Annotated in this window: 18 protein-coding genes; 13 read left to right on the top strand and 5 right to left on the bottom strand. The window is 59.8% G+C overall.

The genetic code is table 11. The features are described from left to right. Positions 1–22: 22 nt before the first annotated feature. A complete protein-coding gene (locus tag BLW70_RS11440; protein ID WP_074874119.1) occupies positions 23–481 on the top strand; it encodes a CopD family protein in 459 nt (152 codons plus the stop codon). Positions 482–596: 115 nt separating this feature from the next. On the opposite strand, the gene BLW70_RS11435 is transcribed toward BLW70_RS11440, so the two are convergent. From BLW70_RS11435 to BLW70_RS11420, 4 genes are all read right to left on the bottom strand, one after another. After that, entirely contained in the window at positions 597–1,355 is a 759-nt protein-coding gene (locus tag BLW70_RS11435) for a collagen-like triple helix repeat-containing protein (protein ID WP_074874117.1), read from the bottom strand. After that, entirely contained in the window at positions 1,348–1,626 is a 279-nt protein-coding gene (locus BLW70_RS11430) for a DUF1145 domain-containing protein (protein WP_074874116.1), read from the bottom strand. The genes BLW70_RS11435 and BLW70_RS11430 overlap by 8 nt, the downstream gene beginning before the upstream one ends. A gap of 147 nt (positions 1,627–1,773) precedes the next feature. Then, entirely contained in the window at positions 1,774–2,490 is a 717-nt protein-coding gene (locus tag BLW70_RS11425; protein WP_074874114.1) for a PA1041 family peptidoglycan-binding anchor lipoprotein, read from the bottom strand. 90 nt (positions 2,491–2,580) lie between these two features. Then, positions 2,581–3,276 (bottom strand): PA1041 family peptidoglycan-binding anchor lipoprotein, encoded by a 696-nt coding sequence (locus tag BLW70_RS11420; protein ID WP_074874112.1) that lies wholly within the window; start codon positions 3,274–3,276, stop codon positions 2,581–2,583. Positions 3,277–3,467: 191 nt separating this feature from the next. Here BLW70_RS11420 and BLW70_RS11415 point away from each other — a divergent pair, with 191 nt between their 5' ends. Genes BLW70_RS11415 through BLW70_RS11400 form a run of 4 tightly spaced genes read left to right on the top strand, consistent with a single transcriptional unit; the run spans position 3,468 to position 5,198 of the window. After that, positions 3,468–3,965: a DUF6231 family protein gene (locus BLW70_RS11415; RefSeq protein WP_074874110.1), complete on the top strand. Its 498-nt coding sequence runs from the start codon at positions 3,468–3,470 to the stop codon at positions 3,963–3,965. A gap of 4 nt (positions 3,966–3,969) precedes the next feature. Then, the gene (locus BLW70_RS11410) at positions 3,970–4,446 is read left to right on the top strand and encodes a YchJ family protein (RefSeq protein ID WP_074874108.1); all 477 of its coding nucleotides are present in this window, start codon (positions 3,970–3,972) and stop codon (positions 4,444–4,446) included. Between the two features lie 51 nt (positions 4,447–4,497). Beyond that, positions 4,498–4,992, top strand: coding sequence for an LEA/WHy family protein (locus BLW70_RS11405; protein ID WP_074874107.1), 495 nt, complete (start codon positions 4,498–4,500; stop codon positions 4,990–4,992). Next, on the top strand, positions 4,989–5,198 hold the full coding sequence (locus BLW70_RS11400) for an SEC-C metal-binding domain-containing protein (RefSeq protein WP_007906737.1): 210 nt from the start codon (positions 4,989–4,991) through the stop codon (positions 5,196–5,198). Before BLW70_RS11405 ends, BLW70_RS11400 begins: the two co-directional genes overlap by 4 nt. Before the next feature lie 183 nt (positions 5,199–5,381). Here BLW70_RS11400 and BLW70_RS11395 read toward each other — a convergent pair whose 3' ends face one another. Next, entirely contained in the window at positions 5,382–5,939 is a 558-nt protein-coding gene (locus BLW70_RS11395; protein ID WP_074874105.1) for a cysteine hydrolase family protein, read from the bottom strand. Between the two features lie 146 nt (positions 5,940–6,085). Here BLW70_RS11395 and BLW70_RS11390 point away from each other — a divergent pair, with 146 nt between their 5' ends. From BLW70_RS11390 to BLW70_RS11355, 8 genes are all read left to right on the top strand, one after another. Next, on the top strand, positions 6,086–6,730 hold the full coding sequence (locus BLW70_RS11390; RefSeq protein ID WP_074874103.1) for a glutathione S-transferase N-terminal domain-containing protein: 645 nt from the start codon (positions 6,086–6,088) through the stop codon (positions 6,728–6,730). A gap of 215 nt (positions 6,731–6,945) precedes the next feature. Next, positions 6,946–9,396: a penicillin acylase family protein gene (locus BLW70_RS11385; RefSeq protein WP_074874101.1), complete on the top strand. Its 2,451-nt coding sequence runs from the start codon at positions 6,946–6,948 to the stop codon at positions 9,394–9,396. A 205-nt stretch (positions 9,397–9,601) separates the two neighbouring features. After that, on the top strand, positions 9,602–10,636 hold the full coding sequence (locus tag BLW70_RS11380; RefSeq protein ID WP_074874099.1) for a ligase-associated DNA damage response exonuclease: 1,035 nt from the start codon (positions 9,602–9,604) through the stop codon (positions 10,634–10,636). Beyond that, positions 10,633–12,321, top strand: a complete 1,689-nt coding sequence (locus tag BLW70_RS11375) for an ATP-dependent DNA ligase (protein ID WP_074874097.1) — start codon at positions 10,633–10,635, stop codon at positions 12,319–12,321. Before BLW70_RS11380 ends, BLW70_RS11375 begins: the two co-directional genes overlap by 4 nt. A 310-nt stretch (positions 12,322–12,631) precedes the next feature. Then, a complete protein-coding gene (locus tag BLW70_RS11370; RefSeq protein WP_074874096.1) occupies positions 12,632–13,414 on the top strand; it encodes a transporter substrate-binding domain-containing protein in 783 nt (260 codons plus the stop codon). 56 nt (positions 13,415–13,470) lie between these two features. Continuing rightward, entirely contained in the window at positions 13,471–14,199 is a 729-nt protein-coding gene (locus tag BLW70_RS11365; RefSeq protein ID WP_074874094.1) for an ABC transporter permease, read from the top strand. Next, positions 14,196–14,906, top strand: coding sequence for an ABC transporter permease (locus BLW70_RS11360; RefSeq protein WP_074874093.1), 711 nt, complete (start codon positions 14,196–14,198; stop codon positions 14,904–14,906). Before BLW70_RS11365 ends, BLW70_RS11360 begins: the two co-directional genes overlap by 4 nt. A 24-nt stretch (positions 14,907–14,930) precedes the next feature. Continuing rightward, complete coding sequence (locus tag BLW70_RS11355) at positions 14,931–16,049, top strand: succinylglutamate desuccinylase/aspartoacylase family protein (RefSeq protein WP_074874092.1); 1,119 nt, start codon at positions 14,931–14,933, stop codon at positions 16,047–16,049. Positions 16,050–16,056 lie beyond the last annotated feature (7 nt).

The raw sequence follows: 16,056 nt of genomic DNA, 5'->3' as shown, positions 1-16,056 counted from the left end.
CCGCGCAGAACGGAGTACCTCAATGACACCTTTTGGCATCGTTTACACCCTGCATGTCCTGTCAGCCCTGGTCTGGGTCGGCGGCATGTTTTTCGCGTGGATGGTCTTGCGGCCCGCGGCGATGAAGGCACTGGAAGGCCCTGCCCGACTGAAGCTGTGGGTAGAAGTGTTTCAAGGCTTTTTCCGCTGGGTCTGGGTTGCGGTGGTGCTTTTGCCGATCAGCGGTGTGGGCATGATTCATTTGCAGTACAGCGGTTTTGAAGCGGCGCCGCGGTATGTGCAGGTGATGATGGGGTTGTACGTGGTGATGACGGCGCTGTTTATCCGGATTCAGGCCTTGTTATTGCCAGAGTTGCGCACGGCCGTGGCGGCGCAGGACTGGCCGACCGGCGCTGCGACGCTTGGGAAAATTCGCAAGTTGGTGGGGATTAATCTGATTGTCGGGTTGGTGCTGGTGGCGATTGCTGCGGCACGGCCGTGATCGTTCCCACGCTCTGCGTGGGAATGCCTCAAGGGACGCTCCGCGTCCAGTGACGCGGAGCGTCACGGGCTGTATTCCCACGCAGAGCGTGGGAACAATCAAAACTCGGTCGCTTTTACAACCGCTGCACGGTCACCGCCCCCTCCGCTCCGGCAGGCCCCGGCTGACCATCAGCGCCAGGACGACCATTTTTTCCGCCATCGGCCTTGTAAACAAAGCAGCCCTTGGCCTTGCCACCCGCACCCGGCTTACCGCCAGGCCCGGCCACGCCACCGTCGCCGCCGGCCACCTGGACCTTGATCAGTTCCGCCGGGTAATCGCGCGGCACTTCCAGGCGAACCAGTGCACCCGGCGCGCCTGGCTGGCCGTCACTCCCGTCACTGCCATCGGCACCACGACCGGCCTGACCCCAGGTACAACCCGGCGCCTGGCCGTTGGCCCCATCGAGACCGACGAAACCCGGCGCGCCCGCGCCGCCGCGAGCGTCCACCAACAGTTGCGGCGCACTCAGTGACTTGATCTGCAAGTTCAGGTTACGCCCGGAGCGGGCGGCCTTGAGGTAATTCCCCGGCGCGCCGCGAGCCGTGATCTGGCTGCCTTCCGACAACTGCGCTCGACTGACCTTCAGCTCAAGCGGCTGTTCGCCGGGGACGATGGCGATCCGCGCTTCACGACCCAGACGCAATTCACCGACGGATACCTCGGTCACATTCGAGGGAATCAACAACGTGCCGTAGTCGGCCACTTCCAGGCGTTCCAGTTGCAAGGTGCTGGCGGTGTTGGGCAAACGCATCAGCGAGTTGGTTTCGACGCTCACCACCTGGGCGCAGGCCAACGGGCTGATGAGTGCAGCGAGCAAACAGAGTTTACGCATGGGAAGCCTTAGACGCGGTCGGAGCCGGGATGGTTTGCAGGTGGAAAACGCCGAAAAACAGGATCTTCAGGCGGTCTCGCCAAGGATGAGCACGACCTCTGAGGCTACGGAAACAGAACACCGCCTCAAGAAGATGAAGGCAGGCCAGCAGGCCGCCAGCCAGATTGACCAGCAGATGCAGAGGATTGACAAACGGCATGAGCTGATTGGTCAACACCACCAGCCAGAAAAGCAGGGTCAACAACTTCCCCAGCCCCCAAAACACGTTCATACGCTCCCCCGTTGAGAATTATTCTTTGACGCACAGTACCGGCTTCCACGCGGGATAAGCCAGAGGGCAACGGAAAATTCTTCATGAAGGCTGCCGAATGGCCGCCGGAGCGACCTTATTTGTCACCCGACGGCTCTATCACGGGGCTCAGCGATTGACGTGCAGTTCCACCCGACGGTTTTTCGCTCGCCCTTCTTCTGTTTCGTTATCGGCCACCGGCTGACTTTGGCCCTTGCCCTCGCTGGTGAGCTTGTTCGGCGTCAGGCCCTGGCTCAACAGGTAGGCCGCCACGCTACTGGCGCGACGTTCCGAGAGCGCCTGGTTATAGGTGTCCGAGCCGACGCTGTCGGTATGTCCGATCACCTTGATGCTCACCACTTCGGCGCTTTGCAGTTTGGGCATCAACGAATCCAGCTTGCTCTGCGCGGCAGGCGTCAGTTCGGATTGGTTGAAGGCAAACAGTACGTCGTCCGCGTCGCTCAGGGTGATGACCTCCGATTGCACAGGTTCAGGTGTCACGCTGACCGGGTACTGCGGCAATGGGCAACCATGATGTTCCACGGGGGTATTGGCCGGCGTATCAGGACAGCGATCGCGTCGATCGAAAACCCCATCGTCGTCTTCGTCGCCGTCCTGGGCGTAACAGATCAAGCCACCGGTCAAGATACCAAGCGCCGCCCCACCGGCCGCCCAAGCGCTACTTTGCAGAGCGCCCAGACCGCCGCCAGCCAGACCGCCGATAACGCTGCAGATTGGCCAGGTTCGTTGATTGAGGGGGGCGGTGCCATCGCTGTGAGTAGCGCAACCGGTCAACAGGCTGCCCAGCAGCACAACCGGCAAGACGGTCCGTGTAAGAACACTCATGGTGAAAGCTCCTGTGTTACCGGCCAATGCCGGTCACACAGGAGTAAAGACCCGCATCCGCGACTGCACAAGCCGCGGAGCATAAGGGGTTTAGCGGTTGATTTGGATTTCCGTGCGACGGTTCATCGAGCGGCCGTCAGCGGTTTTGTTATCGGCAACCGGCTGGCTTTCCCCGGCACCGGTGACAGAGACGAAGCTGCTGCGTGGCACACCTTGGGTAATCAGGTATTCAACGACCGAGTGCGCGCGACGATCCGACAGTTTCTGGTTATAGGCATCGCTGCCCACGCTGTCGGTGTGACCGGTTACAGTCAGTCGAGCGTCAGGCGCTTCCGCTTTCAAGCGAGTGGCGATTTTATCGAGGACCACTTTGTCGGCAGAGGTCAGTTTGGCCTTGTCAAACTCGAAGTGAACATCGCGAATGACGATGACTTCTTCTTTAACCACGGCGGTTTCTTCGACCACTGGCGCAGGCACCGGTGGAGGGCAACCGTCGGCATCGACCCGCACGCCTTTAGGTGTTCCCGGGCACTTGTCGCGGCTGTCCGGTACGCCGTCGCCGTCTTCGTCGCCATCACCGTGAACCCAGCAATAGGCCGCAGCCGTGCCGCCGACGAGCAGCGCGCCATACCCCGCCCATGCCGAGCTCTCGGTCGCGCCGAGACCGGCACCCACGACACCACCGACCGCCGCACAGGTCGGCCAGTCGGTTTTCTGCAAACCTGCGCAACCAGTCAACACACTGGTTAGCAGAACCAAGGGTAATGCTGTGCGAACTATGCTCATCTAGTTTTCTCCTGAGGGGATCGGCTTAGAACCGATTCAGGTAGTAAAGACCCGAGTTTTAATCTCCGCCAGCAATAGGCCATTCCCGTTTTGCCCCGTGTTCACGGTAGATCGACGCTTTTACGCCAAACCAGCTCTAGGCCCGGCTCTTTGAGCAGGCTAGTCTTGGCAGCTCTGATTGAGGATTTTCGATGATTGCAGGTATTTCTTCGCGCACGCCCCAGCAGGCGTTGGCCGCTTTGCTTGATCGTTACGCCCCCGCGCGCCTGTTGCTGATTGGCGCCAGCGAATTCCCCGCACTAGAGGCCTTCAAACTGGCACACCCGGACAGTTGTGTGGCCCATGCGGCACCTGGCCCGTTGCCTGCTGAACTGGCGGCGCGCCGGTTTGACCTGGCGCTGGTGGTCGATTGTCTCGAACACTTGCCCAAACGCGATGGCCTGAACCTGCTTGGCGGGATCCGCAACCTCAACGCCAGCCGCATCGCGGTGCTGGCGGACTTGCCGGCCAGCGGCTGGCAGGAGACCGATTTTTTCTCCCTGGCGCTGCAAGCCAGCGAACGCTTCCAGCGCGACGAGCAAGTGCTGACCCTGTTTACCTATGATCTGCTTGACTATAAACAAGTCCCCGACTGGCTTAACTCACGGTTCTGGGCCAATCCGGAAAACTTCGGGAAATATTGGTGGTAACGCAATGAGTACATCCATTTGCCCCTGCGGTAGCGGCACCCCGCTCGATGCCTGCTGCGGTCATTACCATGCCGGTCATCCGGCGCCGTGTGCCGAAGCCTTGATGCGTTCGCGCTACAGCGCCTACGTACTGGGGCTGATCGATTATCTGGTGGCGACCACCCTGCCCGCACAACAGGCAGGCCTGGATCGACAATCCATCAGCGACTGGAGCGCCCAAAGCACCTGGCTGGGTCTTGAAGTGGAAAGCTCCGAGGTCTTGGGCGGTCAGCCGGAACATGCCTTCGTGACCTTTACCGCGCGCTGGCACGACGGCAGCGGTGAGCACAGCCACCGCGAACGCTCGTCGTTCGTACAGAACGCCGGCCGCTGGTATTTCATCGATCCCACCGTGCAACTCAAGGCCGGACGCAATGATGCGTGCCCTTGCGCCAGCGGACAGAAATTCAAGAAGTGTTGTGCGGGTTTTTTCAGCAGTTGAGTTGAGGTAACGATCAAAAGCTAGACTGGGGTTCAAGGGAGAAGAATTACCATGACCACCCAGCGGCGCGTCCTACAGATGCTCACCCTTCTCCTGTTTCTGGGGCTCGGCGGCTGTGCGTCCTGGTTCGGTAACGATGAACCCGAACCGCAGGTGCATCTGGCCAAGGTCGAAGTCATCCAGGCGAAATTGATGCAGCAAAAATTCTTGCTGCACTTTCGTGTCGACAACCCCAACGACAGCGATCTGACGGTGCGGGGCATCGAGTACCGCATTCACTTGGGCGACATGCTGCTGACCGAAGGCGAGCACGAACACTGGTTCACTGTCGGCCCCAAACGCAGTGCCTACTTTAAAGTACCGATCCGCACCAACCTGTGGCCCAAGGTGCGGGACCTGGTGAAACTGCTGAAAAAACCCGACCAGCCCATTCCCTATCGTCTGGAAGGTGAACTGGAAACCGGTTTATTCATCGCGCACTACGTGCACCTGGCGCGCAATGGCGTGATAATCCCCGCCGATTTAATTCCGGAGCAAAACCGATGACCCAGCAACCCCATGTCCATGGCCCTGACTGCAACCACGATCATGACCATCACGACCACCATGATCACGACCATGGCCATGTCCACGGCCCGAACTGCGGCCACGCTCACCAGGAACCGGTGCGCAATGCCCTGAAAGACGTCGGCCGCAACGACCCATGCCCTTGCGGCAACGGCAAGAAATTCAAGAAGTGCCACGGCGCTTGATGCTTCGGGCGAAGATTTTCTTCGCCTGTTGAATCGCCTTCGCGAGCAAGCCCGCTCCCCCAAGGATCTACGTCGTTCATAGAACCCATGTGGGAGCGAGCCTGCTCGCGATGACTGCGGCACATCCACCATCAATGTGTCAGTTACACCGCTTTCGCGAGCAGGCTCGCTCCCACAGGGATTTCAGCCAGGCTGCAAAATATGTGCGGTACTCACGACCGTCGCATATTCCCCGTGCAAATTGCCCAACGACATCGCATGCACTTCCTCGGCTGAATGGGCGTTGCCAAAGTAGTCAGCCTTGTCGAAGGTAAAACACGCATCCTCCGCCACCCACGTATCAAACCCCAGATTCCCGGCCGTTCGCGCCGTGGACTCCACCGAGTTGTTGGTCGCCACGCCGACAATGACCAACTGATCGATCCCCGCCGTTCGCAAACTCGTCTCGAGCCCCGTCGCACAAAACGCATCCGGCACCTGCTTTTGAATAAGCTGCTCACCGGTCTGTGGCTGGAACCGTTCCTGAAATTCCACCCCCGATTGCTGCGGCCAGAACACTGATTCCGGCGACCGGGACACGTGCTGCACATGAATCACCGGTCGCCCGGTTCGACGCCAATGCCCTAGCAAATCGAGGATTCGCTGCTCCGCCTGAAGATTGTTTCGGCGACCGAGCCTGGGATGCAGGATGCCTTTTTGTTGATCGATGATGATCAGCGCCGCGTTGGTTTTGAGCTCCATGCCGGTTTTTCTCATGCGGGGTCATTGAATTTCCCGCACTTCAGCATCACCTGTTGCTACAGGCAAGCTATCGAACGCAAACGGGACGACCTGATGCCGGCGTTTGCTGTGCGCAAGTAACGACATCTTTTGGTTTGGAGTACTCCATGATCGACCTGTATTACTGGACCACCCCCAACGGTCACAAAATCTCGATATTCCTGGAAGAAGCCGGCCTGCCCTACAACGTGCACCCGATCAACATCAGCCAGAACGACCAGTTCAAACCCCAATTCCTGAAAATTTCCCCGAACAACAAGATTCCAGCCATCGTCGATCCCGAACCGGCCGATGGCGGTGAGCCGTTGGCATTGTTCGAGTCCGGGGCGATTCTGCTGTACCTGGCAGAGAAAACCGGCAAGTTCCTGCCCAAAGACTTGCGCGGGCGCCAGCAAGCGCTGCAATGGTTGTTCTGGCAAATGGGCGGCCTGGGGCCGATGGCCGGGCAGAATCATCACTTCAGCCAATTCGCGCCGGAGAAAATCCCCTACGCCATCAAGCGCTACATCGACGAAACCGCCCGCCTCTACGGGGTACTCGACAAGCAACTGGCCGATAAAGACTTCGTCGCCGGCAGCGAATACAGCATTGCCGACATGGCGATCTACCCGTGGATCGTTTCCCACAAGTGGCAGAGCCAGAACCTGGAAGACTTCCCCAACGTGCTGCGCTGGTTCAACCACATCCAGAGCCGTCCGGCGACGGTGAAGGCGTATGCCCTGGTGGCCAAAATCAACCCACCTAAATCCTGACCTTCATTGAAGATCGTTCCCACGCTCTGCGTGGGAATGCAGCCCGGGACGCTCCGCGTCCCATCAAGAGCCGAACGCGGAGCGTCCGTTGAGGCATTCCCACGCAGAGCGTGGGAACGATCACCGAAGAAATAACCCCGCCGCCGCTTGCGCGGGCACCTCCTGCTCACTAACGTAGCGCCTTTACTGACGCTACCCCCCGCAGGAGCTTTGCCATGGCCTCGCCAGCCCTTACACATTTTCTTCCCCGGTTCGGCGTTGCCGCAGCAGTGGCCGGTGTTTTGAGCCTGACCGGTTGTCAGACCTGGAACACCCAGAACACCCTCCCGCCGACCATCGGCGTGCAACCGCTCAAGGGCCTGGCGCAGAACGTTTCGGTACGCCGCAATGCCATGGGCATGCCGCTGATCGAAAGCAACACCTTCCACGACGCGCTGTTCGCCCTCGGTTACGTCCACGCCACCGACCGCATCACGCAAATGGTCACGTTGCGCCTGTTGGCTCAGGGTCGTTTGTCGGAGATGTCCGGCTCGGACCTGCTCGACGCTGACCGCTACATGCGTGCCGTCAATCTGAAGAAAAGCGCCGGCGAGCTGTACAAGGCGTCTTCGCCGCGCCTCAAACGCTTCTTCGAAGTCTATGCTCGCGGCGTCAACGCCTACCTGTTCCGTTATCGCGACAAGCTGCCGGCGGACCTCGCGGCCACCGGCTACAAGCCTGAATACTGGAAGCCGGAAGACTCGGCGCTGATTTTCTGCCTGCTGAATTTCAGTCAATCGGCCAACCTGCCGGAAGAAATCTCCTCGCTGATGCTGGCCCAGACCGTCAGCAACGACAAACTCCCGTGGCTGACCCCGTCCGCTCCCGATGAAAAACTGCCGCTGGCCGAAGCTGAAAAACTTCAGGGCATCAAGCTCAACGGGCAAATCCCGGGGCTGGCCGAGATCAGCAAAGCCACGAGCCAACTGTCCGATCTGAATCTGCTGGGCGCCACCTCATCGAACAACTGGGCGATCGGCCCGCAACGCAGCCGCAGCGGCAAAAGCCTGCTGGCCAGCGATAGCCATGGCCCCTTGGGCGTACCGTCGTTGTTCAGTTACGTGCAGATCCGCGCGCCGAAGTACCAGGCGTCTGGCGTAACCATTGCCGGTTTGCCGATGGTGCTCGGCGGTTTCAACGGCAAAGTGGCGTGGAGCATGACCACTGTCATGGGCGACAACCAGGACCTGTTCCTGGAAAAAATCAAACGCCAGGGCAACGGACTTTCCTACGAGGTGGGTGGCAAATGGCAGCCAGCGATCGTGCGCAACGAAACCTACTTCGTCAAAGGCCAGCGGCCGATTCGCGAAGTGGTGTACGAAACCCGCCATGGCCCGCTGCTCAACAGTGCCCAAGGCACGACGCTGGCCAACGGTTTCGGCCTGGCCTTGCAGACGCCGAACTTCACCGATGACAAGACCCTGGACGCGTTTTTCGACCTGTCCCGCGCCCAGACCGTCGAGAAAGCCTCGGACGCCAGCCGCGAAATCCGCGCCATCGCGCTGAACCTGGTATTTGCCGACGCCAGCAACATCGGTTGGCAAGTCACCGGGCGCTTCCCGAACCGTCGCGAAGGCGAAGGCCTGCTGCCGTCGCCGGGCTGGGAAGGTCGTTACGATTGGGATGGTTACGCCGACCCGATGCTCCATCCCTATGACCAGGATCCGGCCCAAGGCTGGCTCGGCACCGCCAACCAGCGAGTCATTCCGCATGGCTACGGCATGCAACTGTCCAACTCCTGGTCGGCGCCGGAGCGTGGCGAACGCCTGGCCGAACTGGCGGGCGTGGGCAAACATGACACACGCAGCCTGATCGCCATGCAGTACGACCAGACCACCACTTTCGCTGCCAAGCTGAAGAAAATGTTCGAAGCACCGGGCATGGCCAAACCACTCAAGCAGGCCATTGAAGCGTTGCCTGAGGCGGACCGTGGCAAGGCTCGCGAGGCGTACACCCGCCTGATGGCCTTCGACGGCAAACTCAGCCCGACCTCCGCCGATGCAGCGATTTACGAACTGTTCCTGCAGCAAAGCACCCGGCAAATCTTCCTCGACGAACTCGGCCCGGAAAGCAGCCCGGCGTGGAAAGCCTTTATCGCCAACGGCAAGTTGTCCTATGCGGCCCAGGCCGATCACCTGCTGGGGCGTGAGGACAGTCCGTTCTGGGATGACGCTCGCACACCGCAAAAAGAAGACAAACCGGCGATCCTCGCCCGCAGCCTGGCGGCCGCGATCAGCGCGGGCGACAGTCAGTTGGGCGGCGACCACAAAACCTGGCAATGGGGCAAACTGCACCGCTACGAATGGAAAAACGCCAGCGGCCAGACGGTGCGCGGGCCACTGGCGGCCGGTGGCGACCACACCACACTGAATACCGCAGCATTCGCCTGGGGCCAGGATTTCACCACCACCCTGGCGCCCGCCATGCGCTTTATCGTCGACTTCGGCCAGGCGGAACCGCTGATGGGGCAGAACGGAACCGGGCAATCCGGTAATCCGGCGAGCCACAACTACCTCGACAGCATTGATCCGTGGCTGAAAGGGCAATACATGAGCTTGCCGATGCAGCCGCAGAACTTTGACAAGGTGTACGGCAACAAGCGGTTGACCCTGACACCTGGCAAGTAACCCCGCCTCTACCTGACCGCTTGATCGTTCCCACGCTCCGCGTGGGAATGCAGCCAGGGACGCTCCGCGTCACTGGACGCGGAGCGTCCCTTGAGGCGTTCCCACGCAGAGCGTGGGAACGATCTTGAATTCCCGAAAAAAAAAATAGAACTTCTCGTCTCGCGCAAACCTCCTAGCTAACAGGCCTATTCATTCTGGTAACAACATGGATCTTGTTATCGCGCGTCCTGAAGGTTTGTACTGCCCGGTCGGGGATTTCTACATCGACCCGTGGCGTCCGGTCGAACGTTCAGTCATCACCCACGCTCACGGCGACCATGCCCGCATCGGCAACCGGCATTATCTGGCGGCCGCTCCCGGCGAAGGGATTTTGCGGGCGCGACTGGGCCAGGGCATCAACCTGCAAACCCTGCCTTACGGTCAACCCCTGACCCACCATGGCGTCACTTTGAGTTTTCACCCCGCCGGGCATGTCCTCGGCTCGGCACAGGTGCGCCTGGAATATCGCGGCGAAGTCTGGGTCGCCTCGGGCGACTACAAGGTCGAACCCGACGGCACTTGCGCGCCGTTCGAGCCCGTGCGCTGCAATACCTTCATCACTGAATCGACCTTCGGTCTGCCGATTTATCGCTGGCAACCCCAGGCGCAGGTTTTTGCCGAGATCAATCAGTGGTGGCAAGCCAACGCCGCCGACGACAAAACCAGCGTGCTGTTCTGCTATGCGTTCGGCAAGGCGCAGCGAATTCTCCACGGCATCGATGCCAGTCTCGGTCCCATTCTGGTGCATGGGGCCGTGGAACCGCTCAATCAGGTTTATCGCGAAGGTGGTATTTATTTACCGCCCACGATCTATGCCGGCGAAGTACAAAAGAGCGACCCCATGATGCGCAAGGCGCTGGTCCTGGCCCCGCCTTCGGCTGGCGGCAGCAGCTGGATGCGGCGCTTCGGTGACTACAGCGATGGTTTCGCCAGCGGCTGGATGCGTTTGCGCGGCACTCGGCGGCGACGTGGTGTGGATCGTGGCTTCGTATTGTCTGACCACGCCGACTGGCCGGGCCTGCTCTGGGCCATCGAACAAACCGGTGCCGAGCGCGTGAGAGTGACCCACGGTTCGGTTGGGGTACTGGTGCGCTATCTGCGCGAACAAGGTCTTGATGCCATGAGCTTCAGCACCGAGTACGGCGACGATGAGGACGAAAACGCAGCCTTCGAACCCGAGAGCGCCGAGGTGCTGCCATGAAGGCCTTCGCCGATTTGTATGCCGAACTCGATGCCACCACCTCGAGCAACGCCAAACTGGCGGCGATGCAACACTACTTCGCCGAGGCCGCGCCGGAAGATGCCGCATGGGCTGTTTACTTTTTGTCCGGCGGGCGTCCTCGGCAACTGGTGCCGGTACGCATCCTGCGAGAGCTGGCGGTGGAAATCTCCGGCCTTTCGCCGTGGCTGTTCGAAGAAAGTTATCAAGCGGTCGGCGATCTGGCGGAAACCATTTCGCTGGTAATGCCCGAAGCGCTTCACAGTTCCAACGATGGATTAGCGGTCTGGATTGAACACAAACTGCTGCCGCTACGCGGTGAAACCCCGCAAGTCCTCGCCGAGCGACTGCCGGCCTTGTGGTCGCAACTGGACCGCCAGAGCCTGATGCTCTGCATCAAACTGATCACCGGCAGTTTCCGTGTCGGCGTTTCCAAGTTACTGGTCACCCGCGCCTTGGCGGCCATGGCCGGGCTCGACAGCAAACGCGTCGCCCAACGTCTGGTGGGTTACACCGACCTGTCCAACCGCCCGAGCGCGTCCGGTTATTTGAAGTTGATCGCTGCCGAATCGTCTGCCGAACATGCCCAACGGGGCGGTCAGCCCTACCCGTTTTTCCTCGCTCACGCGCTATCACAACCCGTTGAACAATTCGAAGCCCTGCTCGGCCCGGCCAGCCATTGGCAAGTGGAATGGAAATGGGACGGCATTCGCGCCCAGGTGGTCAAACGCGACGGTCAACTGTGGGTCTGGTCGCGGGGTGAAGAGCTGGTCACCGAGCGCTTCCCCGAATTCGATAGCCTGGTTCACTGCTTGCCCGACGGCACGGTGATCGACGGTGAAATCGTCGCCTGGAAAACCGACCAAATCACCACCGAGGACGCCTTCAACCCTCATGCCCCAGCGGCCCCCGCGGTAAAGCCTTTCGCGCTGCTGCAACAGCGGATCGGTCGTAAAACCCTGGACAAAAAAATCCTCGAAGAAGTGCCGGTGGTGATCCTCGCCTACGACTTGCTGGAGTGGCAGGGTGAAGACTGGCGCAACCAGCCTCAGGCCAAGCGTCGCACTCAACTGGAGCATGTCGTCGCCAGCGGCAACAACCCGGTGTTACTCGCCTCACCGATACTCACCGGCGAAGACTGGCTCGACCTCGCCCGACAGCGGCAAGCCTCCCGCAAGCTTGGTGTCGAAGGCATGATGCTCAAGGCCCGGGATGCGCTGTATGGCGTCGGGCGGACCAAGGACATGGGCGTCTGGTGGAAATGGAAAGTCGACCCCTTCAGCGTCGACGCGGTGCTGATTTATGCGCAACGCGGCCATGGTCGCCGCGCCAGTCTCTACAGCGATTACACCTTCGCCGTGTGGGACGGGCCGCCTGGCGCGAGCCAACGCGCACTGGTGCCGTTCGCCAAGGCGTATTCGGGGCTGACCGACGAAGAAATGCGCCAGGTCGACAGTATCGTGCGCAAGACCACCGTAGAGAAATTCGGGCCGGTGAGCAGTGTCACACCGAGCCTGGTGTTTGAACTGGGTTTCGAGGGCATCGCCCTGTCCAGGCGACACAAGAGCGGGATTGCGGTGCGGTTCCCGAGGATGTTGCGTTGGCGGCAGGATAAGTCGGTCGAGGAAGCGGACAATTTGGGAACGTTGCAGGATTTACTCAGCTGATCCGACCCCTTGTGGGAGCGAGCCTGCTCGCGATAGCGGTGTGTCAGTTAACAATTTTTCGACTGACACTCCCTCATCGCGAGCAGGCTCGCTCCCACAGGGTTTTGTGGTGATCCTATCGATGTTGGTGCATCAAATTCTCACCGCCCGTTTTCGTGCACAAATCCCTCCTTGCCATTTCTTGAATCACCTTTTAAAACACTTGTTCGGGACTCTGGTTCGGAAATTGCTACTTTCATAGGGTCTTACGCTTTCCAGTAACAATAATTCTGCGCCACAAGCGCTCATATTGGTTTTTAGGGATTGAATAATGAAAAAAGCATTGCTGACCCTTTCTGCACTGGCGTTGTGCATGGCAGCCGGTTCCGCGCTGGCCAAGGAATACAAGGAATTGCGTTTTGGCGTTGATCCTTCCTACGCTCCGTTTGAGTCAAAAGCGGCTGACGGTAGCCTGGTAGGTTTCGACATCGACCTGGGTAACGCGATCTGCGCCGAGCTGAAGGTCAAGTGCAAATGGGTCGAAAGTGATTTCGATGGCATGATTCCGGGCTTAAAGGCCAATAAATTCGACGGTGTGATCTCTTCGATGACCGTCACCCCGGCCCGCGAAAAAGTCATCGACTTCTCCGACGAGCTGTTCTCCGGCCCAACCGCCTACGTGTTCAAGAAAGGTTCCGGCCTGACCGCAGACGTCGCTTCGCTGAAGGGCAAGACCGTCGGCTATGAGCAAGGCACCATTCAGGAAGCCTACGCTAAAGCCGTGCTGGACAAGGCCGGGGTGAAAACCCAGGCCTATCAGAACCAGGATCAGGTGTATTCGGACCTGACTTCCGGTCGCCTCGACGCGGCGATCCAGGACATGCTGCAAGCTGAACTGGGCTTTTTGAAGTCGCCAAAAGGCGAAGGCTACGAAGTCAGCAAGCCGGTCGACAGCGAATTGCTGCCGTCCAAAACAGCTATCGGTATCTCTAAAGGTAACAAAGACCTCAAAGACCTTTTGAATAAAGGTATCAAAGCGTTACACGAAGATGGCACCTACGCCACCATTCAGAAGAAACACTTTGGCGATCTGAATCTGTACAGCGGCAAATGATGCCCGGCGCCCATCTTGCGATGGGCGCTTTTTTCTTCCGATCAGGTTGCTGATTTATGTTCGAAAACCTATTACAAAACCTGGGGCTCTCCGCCTTCAGCCTCCACGGCTTCGGCCCGTTGCTGATGGAAGGCACCTGGATGACCATCAAATTGTCGGTGTTGTCGCTGTTGGTGGCCGTTTTGCTCGGCTTGCTCGGCGCCAGCGCCAAGCTGTCAAAAGTCAAACTGGTGCGCATACCGGCCCAGCTCTACACCACACTGATTCGCGGTGTGCCGGACCTGGTGCTGATGCTGTTGATCTTCTACAGCCTGCAAACCTGGCTGACGTCGTTTACCGATTTCATGGAATGGGAATACATCGAGATCAACCCGTTCAGCGCTGGGGTTATCACCCTGGGCTTCATTTATGGCGCGTATTTCACCGAAACCTTCCGTGGCGCGATTCTCGCGGTCCCACGGGGCCAGGTCGAAGCGGCAACCGCGTATGGCCTCAAGCGCGGCCAGCGTTTCTGGATCGTGGTGTTCCCGCAGATGATGCGTTTTGCCCTGCCGGGTATCGGTAACAACTGGATGGTGATGCTCAAGGCCACAGCCCTGGTCTCTATCATCGGCCTGGCCGATCTGGTCAAGGCGGCGCAGGATGCCGGCAAAAGCACTTATCAACTGTTCTACTTCCTGGTGCTTGCAGCACTGATTTATCTGGTGATCACCAGTGCCTCCAACTTCGTCCTGCGCTGGCTCGAACGCCGCTACGCCGCCGGTTCCCGGGAGGCCGTACGATGATCGAGCTCTTGCAGGAATACTGGAAACCTTTCCTTTATACCGACGGCTACAACATCACCGGCCTGGCCATGACCATGTGGCTGCTCAGCGCGTCGATCTTCATCGGTTTCGTGGTGTCGGTCCCGCTGTCCATCGCCCGGGTTTCGCCGCACTTCTACATCCGCTGGCCGGTTCAGTTCTTCACCTATCTGTTCCGGGGTACGCCGCTCTATATTCAGCTGCTGATCTGCTACACCGGGATTTACAGTTTGGCCGCCGTGCGCGCCCAACCTGTGCTGGATGCGTTCTTTCGCGATGCGATGAACTGCACGATCCTGGCCTTCGCCCTGAACACCTGTGCCTACACCACGGAGATTTTCGCCGGGGCGATTCGCAGCATGGCGCATGGTGAAGTGGAAGCGGCCAAGGCTTACGGTCTGACAGGCTGGAAGCTTTATGCCTACGTGATCATGCCTTCGGCCCTGCGTCGTTCGTTGCCTTATTACAGCAACGAAGTGATTTTGATGCTGCACTCGACCACCGTGGCATTCACCGCGACCATCCCGGACGTATTGAAAGTCGCGCGGGACGCCAACTCGGCGACCTTCCTGACCTTCCAGTCGTTCGGCATCGCCGCGCTGATCTACCTGACCGTTACCTTTGCGCTGGTCGGCCTGTTCCGCCTCGCCGAACGCCGATGGCTGGCCTTCCTCGGGCCGACCCACTAGGACCCGCTTTAGGGATAAAGAGACATGCGCCACCAGATTCATGACTTGCTGGCCCCGCTGCCGGGGACCGCTCGACAGATTCACAGCTTTCACTTCGGCCCCTCATCGGCCAAAGGCAAGATTTACATCCAGTCATCCCTGCATGCCGACGAAATGCCCGGCATGCTGGTTGCCTGGCACCTCAAGCAACGTCTGGCGGAACTCGAAGCCGCCGGCCGTCTGCGCAGCGAAATCGTGCTGGTGCCGGTGGCCAATCCGGTTGGCCTCGAACAAATACTGATGGATGTACCGCTGGGCCGTTACGACCTCGAAAGCGGGCAGAACTTCAATCGCTGGTTCGTCGATCTGAGCGAAGCCGTCGGCAACGAGATCGAAGGCCGGCTCGGCGACGATCCGCAGCGCAACCTCGAACTGATTCGCAGCAGCCTGCGCAATGCCCTCGCCCGACAGACCGCCAGCACGCAACTGCAATCCCAGCGCCTGGTTCTGCAACGGCTAGCCTGCGATGCCGACATGGTGCTGGACCTGCATTGCGATTTCGAAGCGGTCGCGCACCTTTACACCACGCCCGAGGCCTGGCCGCAGGTCGAGCCATTGGCGCGTTATATCGGTGCCGAAGCCAGCCTGCTGGCCACCGACTCCGGCGGTCAGTCGTTCGATGAATGTTTCACCCTGCTCTGGTGGCAGTTGAAGGAACGCTTCGGCGAACACTTCGATATTCCGCTGGGCAGTTTTTCGGTCACCGTCGAATTGCGTGGCCAGGGTGACGTCAATCACCCGCTGGCCAGCCTCGATTGCCAGGCGCTGATCAATTACCTGACTCACTTCGGCGCCATTGCCGGCGAACCTGCTTCGCTGCCTGAACTGCCCTACCCGGCTACGCCGCTAGCCGGCGTTGAACCGGTAGCGACACCGGTCGGCGGGCTGCTGGTGTTCACCGCGCTACCCGGGGAATACCTCGAAGCCGGGCAACTGATCGCTGAAATCATCGACCCGATCCTTGACCGCGTCACCCCCGTTCATTGCACCGTCGCCGGGTTGATGTACGCCCGCTCGCTACGGCGCATGGCCACTGCCGGCATGGTGATCGCCCACATTGCGGGCACCGAAGCCTATCGCAGTGGCTACCTACTTTCGCCTTGAGGATGCA

The sequence above is a fragment of the Pseudomonas frederiksbergensis genome, from assembly GCF_900105495.1.
GTDB classification, from domain to species: domain Bacteria; phylum Pseudomonadota; class Gammaproteobacteria; order Pseudomonadales; family Pseudomonadaceae; genus Aquipseudomonas; species Aquipseudomonas frederiksbergensis.
This window is presented reverse-complemented; position numbering and strand designations above follow the sequence as displayed.